We start from the raw sequence: 16,124 nt of genomic DNA, 5'->3' as shown, positions 1-16,124 counted from the left end.
GTACCGATATGTGCGCTCTGTACGAGGAGGCCGGTGTGTCGGAGCTGACGGTCGAGGAGGCGCGGCGGACCGCGGCCGACGGCTGGATCTGGGGTTACCCGCTCCTGGAGAACTACCGGACGATGTACCCGCAGGCGGTCGACTCCGACGATCCCCGGTACGTGGGGGGCTTCGGCCGCTTCCGGCACTACTCGGAGCCGTTCACCCCGGCCAACACCGATGTGGTGACCCCGAACAACGACACCCCCTACTCGTGGGCCTGGCTGGACCTGCGCGCCGAGCCCTACGTGATCTCGGTGCCGGCCGTGGAGCGGTACTACGTCCTGCCGCTGCACGACCTGGACACCTCCTACGTCGGCTACATCGGCGCCCGTACGACCGGCCCGGAGGCCGGTGACCACCTTGTGGTCGGCCCCGGCTGGGACGGCGCCGTTCCCGGGGGCATCGCGGGCGTGCTGCGCGCCGACACGTTCCTGGTCGGCATCCTGGGCCGCACCTGTCTGGCCGGTCCCGGCGACGTACCGGCCCTGCGGGCGATCCAGGAGCAGTACCGCCTGCGGCCGCTGTCGGAGTTCACCGGCACCGTCGCACCGCACCCGGTCGACGAACCGGTGTGGCCGGTCTGGCGGGAGGAGGACCTCGGCACCGTCGAGTTCTTCACCCTCCTCGACTTCCTGCTCCGTTTCTTCCCCGTCCTCGACGGAGAGCGGGAGCTGCGGGACCGGCTCGCCGCTCTCGGGGTGACGGGCAGCGGCGAGTTCGAGCCCGCCGCCCTGAAGCCCGAGACCCGTGCCGCGATCGAGCAGGGCGTCGCGGACGCCCGGGCCCGTCTGGAGGAGGCGAAGAAGGACGCCGTCGACTCCACCCACTGGTTCGGCACCCGCGCCGAGCACGGCGACGACTACCTGACCCGCGCTGTCGGCGTCGACAAGGGCCTGTACGGCCTGCCGGCGGCAGAGGCGTGGTACGCCGGATGGGCCCAGGACGACCAGGGCAACCGGCCTCCGAACGCCTCCACGCACGACCACGTCATCCACTTCGCCCCCGGAAAGCTGCCGCCGGCCCGCTCCTTCTGGTCGGCCACGATCTACCGGCTGCCCGAGCGGCTCCTCGTCGCCAACGAGATCGACCGCTACTCCATCGGCGACCGCACCCCCGGACTGGTCCACGACGACGACGGCGGCCTCACCCTGTACGTACGCAAGGACCGCCCGGCCGACCCGAAGCAGGTGGCGAACTGGCTGCCCGCACCCGACGGACCCTTCACCATCGCCATTCGCGTGTACGGTCCCGAGCCCTCGGTCCTCGACGGCACCTGGACCCTGCCCGCCCTGAGCACCGACGCCTGACAGGAGCCGGCCGTGAACAACCGGACCAGTGCGAACAGCACCGACAACCGTGCCGCCGACAGCCTCGCCGACCTGGCCGCCGACGCCTACGTCTACGGCTATCCCCTCGTCTTCGACGTGTCGATGATCTCCGCGTCCATGCACGAGGGCTTCGGCTCGCTGCCGCCCACTCCCTTCAACCGCTTCGGGCACTCGACCAAACTGGCCACCCCCGACGCCCACTTCGTGTCCGTCAACAACGACACCGTCTACTCCATCGCCCAGATCGACCTCTCCGGCGGCCCCCTCCTGCTCCACGTCCCGGACACCGCCGGCGCGTACTACGTCCTGCAGTTCGTGGACGTGTGGAGCAACAACTTCGCGTACCTGGGAAAACGCGCCACCGGCACCGAAGAGGGCGACTGGCTCGTCGTCCCGCCCGGCTGGTCCGGCACCGCTCCCGACCAGGTGCGCGGCGTGATCGAGGCACCGACCACCGTGATCTCCCTCATCGGCCGCAACGCCTGCGACGGCCCCGAGGACATGCCCCGGGTCCACGCCCTGCAGCAGCGGCTCACGCTCACCCCGCTGGACGCGCCGGCCGCCCACCCCACGGGCCTGCCCGCGCCGGATCCCGACGTGCCCGAGGAGCTGCGCTTCTACGAGCGGCTGCGCGTCTGGATGGCGGACTTCCCGCCCGCCGGCCCCGACCAGGACTACCAGGAACGCTTCCAGCCCCTGGGCCTCCTCGAAGAAGGACCCTCGCCGTACGTGAACGCCAGCCCCGCCCTCGTGAAGGCCCTCACCGAGGGGCTCACCGCCGGCAAGGCGCGCGTCGAGACCGCTTCGAAGCCGCCCACCGGCGGAGACCGTCCCCCGGGCGCCTGGGAGGCGAACCCGCACCTGTTCGACTACAACCTCGACCACCTCGGCATCGGGACGATCGACGCGCCTCAGTGGAAGATCGCCGACCGTGAGGCGTCGTACCTCGTGCGGGCCGCTGCGGCGCGGGCTGGGCTGTGGGGCAACCACGGCTACGAGGCGGTGTACGCGCACACCTTCACCGACTCCACCGGCGAGCGGCTGAACGGGGCCCGGTCCTACACCCTGCGCTTCGAGCAGCCGCCGCCCGTCGAGTCGTTCTGGTCGGTGACCATGTACGACACCCCCGACTACTACCTCGTCGCCAACCCCGCCGGCCGCTACTCGCTCGGCGACCGCACCCCCGGCCTGGTGTACGCCGAGGACGGCTCGCTGACCGTCGTCATCCAGCGGGAACGCCCCGACGACCCGGCCGAGGCCGCGAACTGGCTGCCCGCCCCGGAGGGCGACTTCCGGCCCATGATCCGCCTCTACGCGCCCGGGCCGTCCGTCCTCGACGGCACCTACCGGCTGCCGCCCGTCGTGGCGAAGGGCTGAGGCCGCCATGGGAGACGCCGTCGGGCAGATGCTCGCCTCGGCGGTCGGCATCGCCATCAGCCCCCTGCCGCTGATCGCCGTGATCCTCATGCTGGCCACCCCCAAGGGCCGGGGCAACGGCATCGCCTTCACAGCGGGCTGGCTGATCTCGCTCGCCGTGCTCGTCACGGTCGTCGTCCTCGCCGGCTCGGGCGGCGACGCCTCCGGCGACGACGACGGCCCGGCCTCCTGGACGCTGTGGCTGAAGCTGGGCCTCGGCGTCCTGTTCCTGCTCATGGGCGTCAAGCAGTGGAAGGACAGGCCCCGGGAGGGGCGTGCGGCCGGGCAACCGGGCTGGATGAAGGCGATCGACACCTTCACCCCGGGCAAGTCGGCCGGACTCGCCGCCGCGCTCGCCGTCGCCAACCCGAAGAACCTGGTCCTGGCCGTCGGTGGCGCCGTCTCCATCGCCGCGAGCACGGCCTCGACGGGCGGGAAGGCGGTCGCCGCCGTCCTCATGGTGCTGATCGCGTCCCTGTGCACCCTGCTGCCTCTCGGCGTCTACCTCCTCGGCGGCCGGAAGTCGGCGAAGGTGCTCGGCGAATGGAAGGAATGGATGGCCACCCACAACACGGCCATCATGACCACCGTCCTGATCGTCCTCGGCGCCAAGTACATCGGCGACGCGATCAGTGCACTGGCGGGCTGAACCCCTGACGGCAGCGCGCGGCAGGCGATCGTGGAGGGCACGGACGATGCCGGCGCCACGCGGCCGCCCCACGTGTCAAGGAGCTTGAGGAGCAGCTGGACAGCACGCGGCGCGTGTACGAGGTCAACGGCTGCCAGGTCGTGAAGGTCGGCGGGTACGGATATCGCTGGCGCGGGAACGAACCGCTCGAAGTCGGTGATCGCGTGCTGCTGCCCGAGAACTACGTGAGCCGCATCAAGAACGGACCGGGCCCCACGGTGGGTGTGGTCAGCAAGCTCGGCACCACCTGTCGCGGTTCCCTGTCCGACGTCGTGGGGCGGGCGCCGATGGCTGGCGAAGACGGCTGACGGAACCTCGTGCCCCAACCGTGCCCTTCAGAGCGGACAACAGCGGTCGACATGGGTGTCCGCAGGATTGTGGGACGAGCCCAAGGAAGCGACTTTCCGCAGGTCAGGCACCAGATGACCACGATGGGCGACGGTGATTCCCAAGCTTATAGCGCGGGTTCGATTCCCGTCATCCGCTCTTACGTGAAGCCCCAGGCCAGAGGCCTGGGGCTTCGTCGTTGCCGGAGTCGGTCGGGGTCGCTCGGGGCCGGTCCGGGGCCGCGAAGGCGGAAGTCCGCCGGTGGGGTCAGTCCTGGGTGGTGTCGTCGTCCGTCCGGGCGGTGGTCCCGGTGCCGTGGGTCTTCTCGCGCATCTTGCGTGCCAGCTCCGCCTTGCGGTCGGCGGCGCCCTTGCGGTCGAGGTTGCGGTGGGGGCCGTTGTTCTGGCGTTCGGCGCGGGACAGCTTCTTGCGCTGGCCGCCGCCCTGGCCCACGGGGTTGTTGATGTTCTTGCTGTCGGTCACGGGTTCTCCCGGTGGTGAGGTGAGGTGATCTGCGGATCCATCGGCGCGAGGCGTCGGCGGGGCCCCTCACGCTCTCCGCCGTACGTCGGCGTCCGGAAGAACATGCCGGAGACGTTACCCGGTCCCGGTACCCCGTACGACGGTGGCCGAGGGGGCCGCGGTCACTTCTGTACTTCGCCGACCCAGGCCGTGAGTCCCGCCAGGAAGCCCGCCCTCTCCTCGGGGGTCAGGCCCTCCAGGGCGCGCAGGAGGGGGGCGACGCGGCGGACGACGAAGGTTTCGAGGGGTGGACGGTACTTCTCGGACAGGGTGACCAGGACGCGGCGGCGGTTCGTCGGGTCCTCGGCGCGGTCGACGATGCCGGCGCGGCTCAGGGCTCCGACCAGTTCGCTGGCGGTGGGGAGAGACACCTGGAGCCGACGGGCGATCTCGCTGACGACCAGGGGTCGGCCCGCGAGGAGTTGGGGCAGTACGGCGCCGTGACGCGGCGTCAGGCCGTGCGCCTCCATGGCGTCCCGCAGCGGCTCCGGCATCAGGTCACGTACGACCGAGCCCCGGAAGAACGGCTCCAACAGCGGTACGAGACCGGCGACTTCAAGCTGTTCCGGGGCCATCTTCCCGGCGTTCCCACTCTGCGGCATTCTATAAGTGTATATGGTTCGGATATCCAAACCGTTTGAATCTCCGAAGGGTTTGCTCATGTCGTCGATCAGCTACAGCGATGCGCTCAACGACGCACTGGAACGCCTGGACGACCTGGGGTACGAGCGGGGGCAGGGGATGGACCTCGCCAACCACGGCCCGATGGGCGCCGAGGCGCTCGCCCTGCTCGGGCAGACGGACGAGGTCGCCCGGTGGGTGGGGCGCTACCGGAAGGCGATGGAGCACCACGAGCCCCCCGCCGCCCGCTTCGCCCTGGATCCCGCGGACGAGTCCTCGTGGCGTCCCGCCCTCGGCGCCTTCCGGCGGGCCGGGGACTGGGAGCGGCTCTTCCTCCGCGAACTGGCCGGGGGCCCCTGGCGCGAGGTGCTCGCGCACTGGTGGCCCCGCCTGCTCCCGGGACTTTTCGCGGGCCTGACGCACGGGGTCATCCGCACCGCGCACGCCGTACGCGGCCTGGACGCGGCCGGCGACGGAGCCACGGCGCTCCAGCGGGGGGAGCTGGCCCGGGGCCTGGCCTACTGGGCGGCCCGCTACCGCGAACTCCCCGGCCGGCCGCGGCTGCGCGGCACCCACGAGCTGTCAGAGGCGGTCGCCGCGCTGCCCCGCGTACCGCTCGACGGCCCGGCGGGACCGGACACCGGCCGCCACCGCCTGGACATGCTCGCCGAACTCCCCGGCTACGGGGACTCCTTGGAGGCGCTGGCGCCACGGCAGGCGTCCCGGCTGCTGAGCGAGATGACGGCCCAGTTCGCCGACGTCTACCTCGGCCACCCCGAGGTGTACCCCGTCCCGCTGGTCCACGGCGTCACGGCCCCCGCCGCCGTCCGCCTCGTCCTCCCGCACCTGCCGCCCGCGCTGCACGAGCCGACGCTGGCCCGGCTCTGGCAGGTGCAGTCGGCGTTCCTGCTCGTCTTCACCTCGGACCGGCGCGACGAGGGCACGGACGCCTGGCGGTCGGATTCACCGGACCTTCCACCGCTGGACGAGTTGGGCGCCCGCGCCGCCGAACACGGCGACGAGCACGTCATCAAGTTCACCGAGGCCTGCCTGCGCGAGTACGCCCTCCGCCCCGACCCCCGCTACCCGGCCGCCGCCTTCGCCGCACAGCGCCGCGTCACCCGGCTCGACGACGGCGGCGGGGTCCGGGGGGTCGCCTCGTGACGCGCGTCCGACACCACCGGTTGGAGCGCGCACGAGGTCACCTGAGGTGCTGTGTCGGGTCATCGGCCCGGTCCTTCTTCGTCGTCCCTCCTCGGGGCGACGCGTCAGCCGCGCTTCTCACGCAGGTGGCGGGAGGCGGCGAAGCAGGAGGACAGCCATGTCGCCTCGGCATGATTGATGATCGGGCCGCCTGCGGTGATCACCCCGTTCATCGCGTTGCCGAGCCGTATCGAGTGGTCGCCGACGCGGAACATCTTCCAGCGGTCCGGTCGGCGGGGTCCTGCTGCGCCGAGGCGAGGGCCAGCGTCCGGGCCGCCGACTCCAGCAGGGTTTCGTAGGTGATCACTTCGATGCGTGCCGCGTGCGTGTTGTAGGTGCGCGGCGTCTCCGCGATCTCCCGGGAGGTGATGCCCCCGGCCACGTATCTCGGGTGTCCGATCACCACCGTCGCCGAGGCCCTCCGCGCGTCGACGCCGTGCCGCGTGAGGACGGCCTCGCGGTTCTCGTCCATGGTGCGGAGATAGTTCTGCGCCTGCGACACCGCGTGGCGGGCCGCGGCCCCCGGCATGAGGTGGCCGCTGCGGCGAATTACCAGGTCCTTGATGTGGGCACGCTTCAGTTCCACCACGTGGAGGGCGCTTTCGGAACTCGTCGCGTCCTCCACCGCGGTCCGGAGGGCGTCGAGACCCGCTCTCCGGGCCTCCAGTTCCAGCAACTGGGCAAGCAACCCCGCGTCGGCGTCCGCCAGGAAGTCGCCCACCAACGGAATGTCGTCATGCGGTGACCCCAGGAGGAGACACTGACAGCGGCGCCGGGTGCGATCGGTCCGGGATTCGTCACGGGCGTCAGGAAGGGTCTCGCCGTACTCGGTGAAGGGTGGACGTGCGCACCAACCAGCAGATGAGGAAGCTCCTGGACGGCGTGGACCTGGCCGGTCTCTCCCCGTCGGACGTCCCCCCGATGTTCCGGGAGGTCGTGGAGCGGGGCTGGTCGGTGACGGGGAGCGGTGCGCGGGTGCTGACCGCTCTGCTCCTCGTCCCGGCCGTGGCCGCCTTCGACCGCCTGGCGGAGGAGACCCCGGTCAACGGTCGCGGGATGACGGACCACGACCTCCCCACCGGGCCCGCCGCCGCGGACGAACGGGCGGACGCGTTGCTGCGCCGGTGCCTGGCGTACGCCGCCGCCTGTCTGTGCGCGGCACGGGACCGTTTCCGCGACGACGCGGTGCGGGCGTACGTCTCGCCGTCGCCCGGCGGCGTCGACGAAGACCTCCTGACCGCCTACGTCACGTTCTGCACGCCCCGGCCGGACACCCCGCCCTGCGTCGCCGCCCTCGAACAGGTGCGGGGCACCGCCGTGGCCGAGCTCTCCGTACACGACTGCTCGGGTTGGGGCGCGGCCTGACGAGGGGCCTGGGTCACCGCGCGTACGCGGCCCGGAGGGTGTGTCGCGAGGAGCCGCGCGTCGCCGCTGGTCATGGCGGGACCGCACCGGGATGCCGCCCGGGAGGGTCCGAGGCGGCCGGGTGCGACTTCGGGCACGGGTGCCGGAGTTGGCTCGATCGTGCCGAGCGGCGGCTCGACGCCTGACAGGGTGGGGACCATGCGGTACTGCGAGCGACACGAGATGCACAACTGCGCGGACTGCGCTCCGCGCGCGCCGCGTGGTGGCGGGCCCGTCACCGGTGAATGGAGCGACTGGCCGGCGGCCACGATCATCATCCACCCCAGCGGCAAGGCGCACCTTCCCGGCTGCGGGCACATCGAGCCGGCCGACGTCCGGGCGCCCCGTTACGGCTGGGTGGCCGCGCCGTCCCCCGGGGCGTGGCGTCGTCTCGCGTCCTCGCATCCGCTCCGTGCCACCGAGGGGAACGTCGAGCGGGTGGCCGTGAGCCGGTGCGAGAGCTGCGACGCGACGCAGTAGGAACGGTGTCCGTCGTCACGGGCACGTCGTGCCGGTTGCCGGGTGGAGGGAGACGTCCTCGGCCCTCATGCGGACGGCGTGATCGCTGGAGAGGCGGCCCCGTGCGGGGGAGGGGTCCCAGACCCACAGGTCGCCGCCTTCCCGGGGGAAGGCCAGGACCGGTCGGCCCGTCGGGGGCGGGCCGGGATGGACGGAGAACGGTTTGCCCGGCTCGACCGGGCGCACGCACACCAGTCGCCCGTCGATGCCGAAGTAGGACGGGGGCCGCTCCCCCCTGGTCGCGGCCAGGTACGTGCGCTCGGCGGCGGCCTGGACCTCCTTGAGGGTCAGGTCCGCCGTGCTGAGGACGGCGACCAGGACGAAGAGGGGGAACATGCCGATCACCATGGCGCCCTGCGCGATGTGCGGGTTGAAGTACTTGCCCCAGCCGTAGAGGGCCACGAAGACCAGGGTGATCGCGAGGGCCAGCGCCACCGGCTTGAGGGCCACGAAGGAGCGCCAGTAGAAGGAGATGTGCACGGCGGATTCGGGGATCCCCAGCGCCTCTTCCAGATAGGCGGTGTGGAGGAAGGAGCCGACCCAGGGGAGGACGAACGGGAGCGGGGCGAGGAGCAGGGGCAGGAGCAGCAGCAGGTTGCGGCTCAGCCACGAGCGGGAGAAGGCGTGCCAGCAGCCGACGGCGGTCGCCAGTATCAGCAGGGCCTGGGCCATCCCCCAGAGCTGGGATCCGAACCCCGCGGGGCTGTTCGCCAGCCACGCGTACGTCACCCAGGTGAAGCCGCCCACGACGATCGCCCCGCACGCGAGGCGCAGCAGCCGGGGCCGGGGCTCGTTCGACGTGGCCCAGTAGCCCACCGGACCGAAGGCCGCGAGGGGCGCCAGCAGCGCCAGGAAGCGCCACGGCGAGGAGAACGAGGCGAGCACCCAGGCACACGCCAGGGGAACGGGGACGGCGAGGAACGCCGACGCCACCGGCCAGAGGCGTCGCAGGCCGGTGCGCGGCGACGGCGGCTCCTCCGCCTGCGGCCTCGGCTTCGGTCCGACGGACAGGCGGAGGTCGTGGAGGTCGTCGTCGAAGGCCTCGGCCCCCTGGGTGAGCTCCGCCCACCGCTCCTTCACCCGGGCCTTCAGCTGCTCGGCGTCCTCCCCGGGGAGGAACGGAACGGTCAGCACGTGGCCCGTGTCGGCTCCGCCCAGGGCCTCCAGGTGGCGTCCGAGCCAGCGGCGGAACCCTCCCGAGCCCGGCGGGGTGCGCCGTACCACCCGGACCAGCGTGGTGCCCCGCTCCTCCTCGTACCGGATGAGTCTGGCCTCGCGGATCCGGAAGTCGACCGGCGGTTTCCTGAGCAGGTCGGTCACCTGCGCGCGGACCGCGTCGACCGCCGTCCTGCGCTGCCCGTACGCGAGGGCGTCCACCACCAGGACGACGCGGCCGTCCGCCGTCGCCACCCTGTCGTGCGGCCGCGCGGGCCGTGTCTTCCAGCCGGGCCGGGAGCCCAGGGCCTCGACCGCGCGCTCCGTCTCGTCCGGGTCGTCCGGCCCCTCGACGATCAGCCGGACGCGCTGGGTGGCGGCGGTGGTCGCCCCGTTCGCCGGGGTGCCGCCGCCGTCGGGCGGGCCGGGGTCGGGCCCGCCCGTTCCGGGCCCGCTCCACTGCGGCGGCACCGCCGCCGACGCCGTCGCCCGGCCGGAGCGCCGTGCTTGTACGAGGGCGTTCAGAAGGCCCGCCATCGTCCGTCTCCTCTCCTTTTACCCTCGGCTCCTCCGTCCGCTTCGGACGGGGCCAGGAGAGAAATACTGGCGGTGCGCACTGACAACGCCCCGTGAGACGGCGCGATCCGGCCGGGGTCAGTCCAGCGGCCGTACGTCCAGGAGTTCGCCCTTGCGGTCCAGGGACAGGACGTGGGTCGTGTCGCGGGAGAGGGTGTCCGGGTCTTCGTGGGAGAGGACCACGCGGCCGTACGAGGTGATCAGGTCGGTGGTCTTCGCCACGGGGTCGCCGGGGGCCTGGGCGCAGGTGTCGAACAGGTAGCTGTCCAGTTCCCCGCAGGCCTCCCTGACGCGGTTCACCGTCACCGTGCCCGTCGCCGGGGAGGGGAGGAAGCACTCGACCACGCCCCGGTGGAGGGCGGGCGCCGTCCGGGTCCTCTCCAGGAACTCCTCCGGGGCCACCCGGGAGGCCAGGGCCAGGTCGGTCAGGGAGTGGGTGGAGGCGTGCTCGACCAGGGTCGGACCCAGGCCGCCGTGCATCCGGGCGCCCGTCTCGACGAGGACCGGGCCCCGGTCGGTGAGGACGAGCTCGCTGTACGCGGGGCCGTTCTCGATGCCGAGGGCGGCGAGGGCCCGCGCCACGTAGTCCGTGATCTCCGGGTGGTCGCCGACCTCCACCGCCGTCATCGCGCGGTAGACCGGGGTCCCGTCGATCGTCTCGTTCGTGTAGCGGAACATGTTCACGACGAACGGCGACCCGTCCAGGGACACCGAGCCGACCACGTACTCCGGGCCGACCGGCCTTTCCTGGACGAGGAGTTCGGTGATGCCCTCGCCGGCCAGGTCGACGCGGCCGAAGAGGCGGTCGCACGCGGCCCGCACCTCGTCCGGCGTGGCGCAGAAGGACACGCCGTCGGTGGCGAAGGACCGCATCGGCTTCACGACGAACTCCGCCAGGCCGCTGCCCTCGGCCCACGCGACCGCCGACTCCGTGTCGGACGTCTTGTGGTGCGGGATGTGCGGGACGCCCGTCTCCCGCAGCCGCTCCTGCATCGGGAACTTGTCCCGGCGTACGTCCAAGGATCCCGCGTTGGGGCGCATCCCCCAGTGGGCGGCCAGCGCGTCGTACGCCTCCACGCCCGGCTCCGAGCCGCGGACGAGGAAGTCCGGGCGGCGCCCGCCGCACAGCCGCTCGACCTCCGCCGCCGTCTCCCCGGCGGTCGAGAAGCGGAGCTCCGCGGCGAAGTCCTCGCGCGGGTACGTCGCCAGGAGGCCGGCGGGAGGGTCTCCGAGGTGAGGACGGCGACCGCGTCCAGGCCGTAGCGCTCCTTCGCCCGGCGGGCGAAGACCGAGCCGCTGGAGTACGGGGCGACCACGACGAGGACCGGGGTGCCGGGCACGGTTGCCGGGTTCTCGGGCCCGGTTTCCCGGGCCCCCGGCGCGGAGTTCGGGTGCTCAGGCATTCCCCAGGACCTTTCCCTCGCGCTCGGCCTTCGGGGCCGGTTCCGCGTTCCGGACCAGGGTCATCGCCAGGGAGCCGACCAGGGCGCAGCGAGAACTTCTTGACCAGGACCGGCGCGAAGACGGCGCCGAAGATGCTGACGATCTTGTCGGTGCCCAGGATCAGCGAGATGTCGCTCACCGAGGTGCCGTAGATCTGGGCGAACAGGACGTTCGCGAAGCGGAAGAACAGCGCGATCGACGCGCCCAGGAAGCCCGAGGCGACGAAGAGGGTGACGAAGTTGCGCTTCTCGCCCGCCGCCCCGGCCGGGTCCTGCGCCGACTTCGCCGCCGGGCGCGGGACCTCGCGCCGACGGCAGGCGCAGGAGCAGCATCAGGCAGGCCGCGACGAAGGACAGCAGCAGGAGGAGCGGGACGACCGCGACCGCCATGGCGCCGGTGGCGACGGCGTAGATCACGCCCGCGTCGCCCTCGCTGATGCCGCGCTCGGCGAGGTAGAAGTTGAACACCACGTCGAAGATGGTGTTGGCGAGCCCCATGAAGAACGAGGCGGCCAGGTAGAAGTAGACGGGCGGGGCACCGCCGCGAGCTTGCTACGCAAGGGGAACACGTCCCTCGGTCGTCTCCGGCGCCGTGCCCGGGGCGGCCGGACGCCGCTTCGGTACGGCTCCCGAGTGGCGTGCGATCAGGGTCGCCACGTGGTCCCACAGCCCGTAGCCGTCCCGGGTGGCCAGGTGGCCGCCACCGGGGACGACCTCGACGGTGGCGCCCCCACGCCGCGAGCGCCGCGCCCCGGTCCGGGGACAGGAACGGGTCGTCGTCGGAGACCACGAGGTGGGTCCGCAGCGGCAGTGCGGAGGCGGGGGACGGGGCGGGTCGGACGGCTGCGGGTCGGTCGGCCGTCTAGGAGGCGACCGGCTGTCTAGAAGGCGACCGGCGCGGGGGCGTCCCGCACCGGGACCACCTGCTCGGGTACGACCGGGCCGGGGGCAGCCGGGGCCGGGGTGACCGGACCCCGTACGGCCGAGGCCGGGACGGCCGGGTCAGGACCAACCGGCCCCGGAGCAACCGGATTCGGGGCTCCCTGGGCCGGGGCGGCCGGGCCCGGAACGGCCGGATCCAGCGCGGCCCGCTCCCGGGCGGCGCGTTCGCGGGCGCGGGCCCACGCGGGGTGGCACATGGGGAACTCCCCTCTCCCGTAGGGCGGATCAGCGGAGTTCCTGGACGCGGACGAGGTTGCCCGCCGGGTCGCGGAAGGCGCAGTCACGGATGCCGTACGGCTGCTCCGTCGGCTCCTGGACGACCTCGGCGCCGGCGTCCCGCACCTTCTCGAAGGTGGTGTCGAGCGCGCGGGTGGCGAGGAGGATCCAGCCGTACGTGCCCTTGGCCATCATCTCGGTGACGACGCGGCGCTCGTCCTCGGTGACGCCGGGGTCGGCGGCGGGCGGCGCGAGCAGGATCGACGTGCCGGGCTGCCCGGCCGGGCCGACCGTGATCCAGCGCATGGCCCCCTCCCCGACGTCGCTGCGCACCTCGAAGCCGAGGGCGTCGCGGTAGAAGGCCACGGCGGCGTCCGGGTCGTCGTGCGGGAGGAAGGTGGTGTGGATGGTGAGGTCCATGGGCGTCACGCTAGCTCCGCCCGCCCGGACACCGCTTCTCGAATCCTGACCGATGCCGGCCGCCCCTGACCGATGCCGACCGGACTCCGGCCCGGCCCCGGCCGTGCTCCGGTCCAACCCCGACCCGACCCCGGCCGGACTCCGACCCGGCCCCGGCCAGGCCCAGGTCCGACTCCGATCAGGCCCCGCCCCGCCCCCGTCTCAGTGGTGGAAGCCCGCCCGTTCCGAGTCCGCCGGCTTGCCCTTCCTCAGGCGTTCCAGGGAGTCGCGCATGTCCCGGGCGAGCAGGTCGACCTCGTCCCGGCCCACCCCGTGCCGGATCAGGACCCGTTGGATCACGGTCTCCTGCCGGTCGGCGGGCAGCGGGTACGAGGGGACCTGCCAGCCGCGCATCCGGAGCTGGTCGGACAGGTCGTACAGGCTGAAGCCCGCGCCCGCCGGATCGGTGAGGGTGTACGAGACGGCCGGCAGCGCCCCCTGCCCGTCGTACAGCAGGGTGAACGGGCCCATCTCCGCCACCTGCCCGGCCAGGTACCGGGCCGTCTCCGCGCACACCCCCTGGACCCGGCGGTAGCCGGCCCGTCCCAGGCGCAGGAAGTTGTAGTACTGGGCGACGATCTCGCCGCCGGGCCGGGAGAAGTTGAGGGCGAAGGTCGGCAGGTCGCCGCCGAGGTAGTTCACGTCGAACACCAGCTCCTTCGGCAGCAGGTCGGCGCTGCGCCAGACCGCCCAGCCCACGCCGAGGGGCGCGAGGCCGTACTTGTGGCCGGAGGCGTTGATGGAGGAGACCCGTTCGAGCCGGAAGTCCCAGACCAGGTCCCGGTGCAGGAAGGGGGCGACGAAACCGCCGCTGGCGGCGTCCACGTGGATCGGGACGTCGAGCCCCGTCTCCCGCTGGATCCGGTCGAGCTCGGCGGCGATCTCCGCGACCGGCTCGTAGTCGCAGGTGAAGGTGACGCCGAGGATCGCGACGACGCCGATCGTGTTCTCGTCGACGTACTCGCGGAGCTGGTGGGGCCGCAGGCCGGTCGCGCCCTCCTCCAGGGGGACCTGGCGCAGCTCGACGTCGAAGTAGCGGGCGAACTTGTCCCAGCAGATCTGCACGGGCCCGGCCACGATGTTGGGCCGGTCGACGGGCCTGCCCTCGGCCCGGCGCCGCTCCCGCCACCGCCACTTCAGCGCCAGGCCGCCCAGCATGGCGGCCTCGCTGGAGCCGGTGGTGGAGCAGCCCATGGCACGGCCGCCCTCGGCCTCGGGGGCGTTCCACAGATCGGCCAGGATGTTCACGCACCGCGCCTCGATCTCGGCGGTCTGCGGGTACTCGTCCTTGTCGATCATGTTCTTGTCGAGGCACTCGTCCATGAGGCGGCGGACCTCGTCGTCCGACCAGGTCGTGCAGAACGTCGCCAGGTTCTGCGCCGCGTTGCCGTCGAGCAGCAGCTCGTTGTGGAGCATCGCGTAGACGGCCTCCGGCATGGAGGGCTCCTCGGGCATGCGGTACTTCGGCAGGACCCGCTCGCTGAGCGGCGAGGCGAACACGTCCGTCCTCGCGTCAGCGCTCGTCGGGGCCTTCATCTCGTGGAGCGCCACGGCTTCCCCTTCGCTCGACAGCTCGACGGCACGCCCGTCGCGGACGGCCCCGTGCCTCTCATCAACCCACGGGGACGGGGGCGGCGCCCGGCAGCGGGGAGGCCGTTGGCCCAGGCGGGTGAGGGGGAGCGCCACCCGGCCCCGTCCCACGCCACCTTGACGGCTCCGCCCCCGCTGACCTGCGGTTTCGTACGACGGACCGGATCGGGGGTTCACCCGTTGGACGGGTGGCGTCCTGGTGACACCGGCCCCCGGCGGGCCCGCCGTACCCCCTCCGACCTGCGGAGACGACACCCCCGGAGCAAGCCGACACGAACGATCGGGCGGATACCGGCACCACGGGACAAGCAGTACGTTCCGGGAGAAGTGGATCACCGTTGACGTTCCCCCGTCAGCCGAGGCCGGAAGGCGACCCCGCATGAGCAGCAGCACCGCATGGAAGGACGCCGGCGACGTCGCCGACGGCTACGACTCCTACGACGACCTCCCCGAGCGCCTCATCGGCTACCCGGCCGTCTTCCACGCCCTCGGCATCGGCTCCTCCGCCGTCCGCACCGTCCTGGACCACGGCTGCGGGCCCGGCAAGGTCGCCGTCCGGGTCGTCGAGGCCTCCGGCGCGCGCGTCGTGGCCGCCGACGTCTCGCCGCACATGCTGGCCGTCGCCCGCGAACGGCATCCGCACCCGAGGGTCGACCACCGGCTGATCGAGGACGACGGACGCCTCGCGTTCCTCGACGACGGCTCCGTGGACGCCGCCATGTCCTGCTTCGTCTACGTCGCCGTCGGGGAGATCGAGGGGCTGCACGACATCGCCGCCGAGGTCCACCGCGTCCTGCGCCCCGGCGGCCGGTACGCCGTCCTCGACACCAACCCGCGCAGCGCCGGCGTCCGCTTCTCCACCTTCCGCGCCGGCGACCCCGGCCGCGTCTACACCAAGGGCGAGCTCCGGCCGACCCTCCTCGAACGGCCCGGCGGCGGCGCCCCGCTGGAGCTGGCCGGCCACCACTGGCCCTGCCAGACGTACCTCGACGTCCTGGGCAAGGCCGGCTTCACCGACCTGGACGTCCACGAGCCCGTGCTCCCCCGGCACTCGGCCCTCCTGGGCAGCCGCCCGGCGGAGGCCGACCACCCGCCGTTCCTGGTCGTCTCCGGGGTGAAGAGGGCATGAAGAGGTGACGGGCCGGACGAATAAATCTGTTCCCGCGAAGTGAGAATTCAGTACCACGCGCCGTGAGCATTTCTCACCGGACCACGCGGAAAGAATTAATCACCACGCACTCCGCCCGCCACCGTGCTACTGTCGAAATCAGTTGCAGTTGTGGTTCCCGAAGCATGAGCGTCAACGGTCATGAGAATTGCCGGTCTTTTCCGGTTGGGGCGATCATCGCGGCGACACGGAATCCGCACGGTGCGGATTCCGGGCAATGCCCCGAAGGAGAATTGACATGGCTTCCGGTACCGTCAAGTGGTTCAACGCGGAAAAGGGCTTCGGCTTCATCGAGCAGGACGGTGGCGGCCCCGACGTGTTCGCCCACTACTCGAACATCGCCTCGCAGGGCTTCCGTGAGCTCCAGGAAGGCCAGAAGGTGAACTTCGACATCGCGCAGGGCCAGAAGGGCCCGACCGCGGAGAACATCGTCTCCGCCTGACGCTGTCGCTGTCGCGCAGCGCTTCTCACGAAGCGCTGCGCGCGGCACGAGCTGGGGCCCGCAC

Annotated in this window: 17 protein-coding genes; 9 read left to right on the top strand and 8 right to left on the bottom strand. The window is 72.2% G+C overall.

What is annotated here, in order from left to right; translation table 11 throughout:
* The first annotated feature begins 35 nt into the window (after positions 1–35).
* The 4 genes from AB0398_RS09890 (at position 36) to AB0398_RS09875 (ending at position 3,782) form a co-directional block, all read left to right on the top strand.
* Complete coding sequence (locus AB0398_RS09890; protein ID WP_366373431.1) at positions 36–1,349, top strand: DUF1254 domain-containing protein; 1,314 nt, start codon at positions 36–38, stop codon at positions 1,347–1,349.
* Positions 1,350–1,361: 12 nt separating this feature from the next.
* On the top strand, positions 1,362–2,747 hold the full coding sequence (locus AB0398_RS09885; RefSeq protein WP_366373429.1) for a DUF1254 domain-containing protein: 1,386 nt from the start codon (positions 1,362–1,364) through the stop codon (positions 2,745–2,747).
* 7 nt (positions 2,748–2,754) lie between these two features.
* The gene (locus AB0398_RS09880; protein WP_366373427.1) at positions 2,755–3,435 is read left to right on the top strand and encodes a GAP family protein; all 681 of its coding nucleotides are present in this window, start codon (positions 2,755–2,757) and stop codon (positions 3,433–3,435) included.
* A 113-nt stretch (positions 3,436–3,548) separates the two neighbouring features.
* Positions 3,549–3,782, top strand: coding sequence for a hypothetical protein (locus AB0398_RS09875; RefSeq protein ID WP_366373426.1), 234 nt, complete (start codon positions 3,549–3,551; stop codon positions 3,780–3,782).
* Between the two features lie 286 nt (positions 3,783–4,068).
* Here AB0398_RS09875 and AB0398_RS09870 read toward each other — a convergent pair whose 3' ends face one another.
* The gene (locus AB0398_RS09870; RefSeq protein ID WP_366373424.1) at positions 4,069–4,284 is read right to left on the bottom strand and encodes a DUF6243 family protein; all 216 of its coding nucleotides are present in this window, start codon (positions 4,282–4,284) and stop codon (positions 4,069–4,071) included.
* 161 nt (positions 4,285–4,445) lie between these two features.
* The gene (locus AB0398_RS09865) at positions 4,446–4,925 is read right to left on the bottom strand and encodes a MarR family transcriptional regulator (RefSeq protein ID WP_366373422.1); all 480 of its coding nucleotides are present in this window, start codon (positions 4,923–4,925) and stop codon (positions 4,446–4,448) included.
* 58 nt (positions 4,926–4,983) lie between these two features.
* Here AB0398_RS09865 and AB0398_RS09860 point away from each other — a divergent pair, with 58 nt between their 5' ends.
* Positions 4,984–6,108, top strand: coding sequence for a questin oxidase family protein (locus AB0398_RS09860; RefSeq protein ID WP_366373421.1), 1,125 nt, complete (start codon positions 4,984–4,986; stop codon positions 6,106–6,108).
* 208 nt (positions 6,109–6,316) lie between these two features.
* On the opposite strand, the gene AB0398_RS09855 is transcribed toward AB0398_RS09860, so the two are convergent.
* Entirely contained in the window at positions 6,317–6,868 is a 552-nt protein-coding gene (locus AB0398_RS09855) for a Shedu anti-phage system protein SduA domain-containing protein (RefSeq protein ID WP_366373419.1), read from the bottom strand.
* Between the two features lie 122 nt (positions 6,869–6,990).
* On the opposite strand from AB0398_RS09855, the gene AB0398_RS09850 reads away from it, so the two are divergent.
* Both AB0398_RS09850 and AB0398_RS09845 read left to right on the top strand, forming a co-directional pair.
* The gene (locus AB0398_RS09850; protein ID WP_366373418.1) at positions 6,991–7,512 is read left to right on the top strand and encodes a hypothetical protein; all 522 of its coding nucleotides are present in this window, start codon (positions 6,991–6,993) and stop codon (positions 7,510–7,512) included.
* A 198-nt stretch (positions 7,513–7,710) separates the two neighbouring features.
* Complete coding sequence (locus tag AB0398_RS09845; RefSeq protein ID WP_366373416.1) at positions 7,711–8,031, top strand: hypothetical protein; 321 nt, start codon at positions 7,711–7,713, stop codon at positions 8,029–8,031.
* 15 nt (positions 8,032–8,046) lie between these two features.
* Here the strand turns inward: AB0398_RS09845 and AB0398_RS09840 are convergent, their stop codons facing one another.
* The 5 genes from AB0398_RS09840 to AB0398_RS09820 all read right to left on the bottom strand — a co-directional run bounded on the left by AB0398_RS09840 (position 8,047) and on the right by AB0398_RS09820 (position 14,396).
* Positions 8,047–9,762 (bottom strand): hypothetical protein, encoded by a 1,716-nt coding sequence (locus AB0398_RS09840; RefSeq protein WP_366373414.1) that lies wholly within the window; start codon positions 9,760–9,762, stop codon positions 8,047–8,049.
* A 117-nt stretch (positions 9,763–9,879) separates the two neighbouring features.
* Entirely contained in the window at positions 9,880–10,878 is a 999-nt protein-coding gene (locus tag AB0398_RS09835; RefSeq protein WP_366373412.1) for an ATP-grasp domain-containing protein, read from the bottom strand.
* Positions 10,879–11,264: 386 nt separating this feature from the next.
* Complete coding sequence (locus AB0398_RS09830; protein ID WP_366373411.1) at positions 11,265–11,741, bottom strand: hypothetical protein; 477 nt, start codon at positions 11,739–11,741, stop codon at positions 11,265–11,267.
* A 669-nt stretch (positions 11,742–12,410) separates the two neighbouring features.
* Positions 12,411–12,821, bottom strand: coding sequence for a VOC family protein (locus tag AB0398_RS09825; RefSeq protein WP_366373409.1), 411 nt, complete (start codon positions 12,819–12,821; stop codon positions 12,411–12,413).
* Positions 12,822–13,022: 201 nt separating this feature from the next.
* Entirely contained in the window at positions 13,023–14,396 is a 1,374-nt protein-coding gene (locus AB0398_RS09820) for a glutamate decarboxylase (protein ID WP_366373726.1), read from the bottom strand.
* A 433-nt stretch (positions 14,397–14,829) separates the two neighbouring features.
* On the opposite strand from AB0398_RS09820, the gene AB0398_RS09815 reads away from it, so the two are divergent.
* Both AB0398_RS09815 and AB0398_RS09810 read left to right on the top strand, forming a co-directional pair.
* The gene (locus AB0398_RS09815; RefSeq protein WP_366373407.1) at positions 14,830–15,579 is read left to right on the top strand and encodes a methyltransferase domain-containing protein; all 750 of its coding nucleotides are present in this window, start codon (positions 14,830–14,832) and stop codon (positions 15,577–15,579) included.
* A 277-nt stretch (positions 15,580–15,856) separates the two neighbouring features.
* Positions 15,857–16,060, top strand: a complete 204-nt coding sequence (locus tag AB0398_RS09810; RefSeq protein WP_030206327.1) for a cold-shock protein — start codon at positions 15,857–15,859, stop codon at positions 16,058–16,060.
* Positions 16,061–16,124 lie beyond the last annotated feature (64 nt).

The organism is Streptomyces sp. NPDC086147, assembly GCF_040702165.1.
GTDB lineage: Bacteria > Actinomycetota > Actinomycetes > Streptomycetales > Streptomycetaceae > Streptomyces.
This window is presented reverse-complemented; position numbering and strand designations above follow the sequence as displayed.

Coding starts and splice junctions, on each gene's coding strand:
- AB0398_RS09880 (WP_366373427.1), top strand. CDS start 2,755: ATGGGAGACGCCGTCGGGCAGATGCTCGCCTCGGCGGTCGGCATCGCC.
- AB0398_RS09865 (WP_366373422.1), bottom strand. CDS start 4,925: ATGCCGCAGAGTGGGAACGCCGGGAAGATGGCCCCGGAACAGCTTGAA.
- AB0398_RS09860 (WP_366373421.1), top strand. CDS start 4,984: ATGTCGTCGATCAGCTACAGCGATGCGCTCAACGACGCACTGGAACGC.
- AB0398_RS09845 (WP_366373416.1), top strand. CDS start 7,711: ATGCGGTACTGCGAGCGACACGAGATGCACAACTGCGCGGACTGCGCT.
- AB0398_RS09840 (WP_366373414.1), bottom strand. CDS start 9,762: ATGGCGGGCCTTCTGAACGCCCTCGTACAAGCACGGCGCTCCGGCCGG.
- AB0398_RS09830 (WP_366373411.1), bottom strand. CDS start 11,741: ATGGGGCTCGCCAACACCATCTTCGACGTGGTGTTCAACTTCTACCTC.
- AB0398_RS09825 (WP_366373409.1), bottom strand. CDS start 12,821: ATGGACCTCACCATCCACACCACCTTCCTCCCGCACGACGACCCGGAC.
- AB0398_RS09820 (WP_366373726.1), bottom strand. CDS start 14,396: ATGAAGGCCCCGACGAGCGCTGACGCGAGGACGGACGTGTTCGCCTCG.
- AB0398_RS09815 (WP_366373407.1), top strand. CDS start 14,830: ATGAGCAGCAGCACCGCATGGAAGGACGCCGGCGACGTCGCCGACGGC.
- AB0398_RS09810 (WP_030206327.1), top strand. CDS start 15,857: ATGGCTTCCGGTACCGTCAAGTGGTTCAACGCGGAAAAGGGCTTCGGC.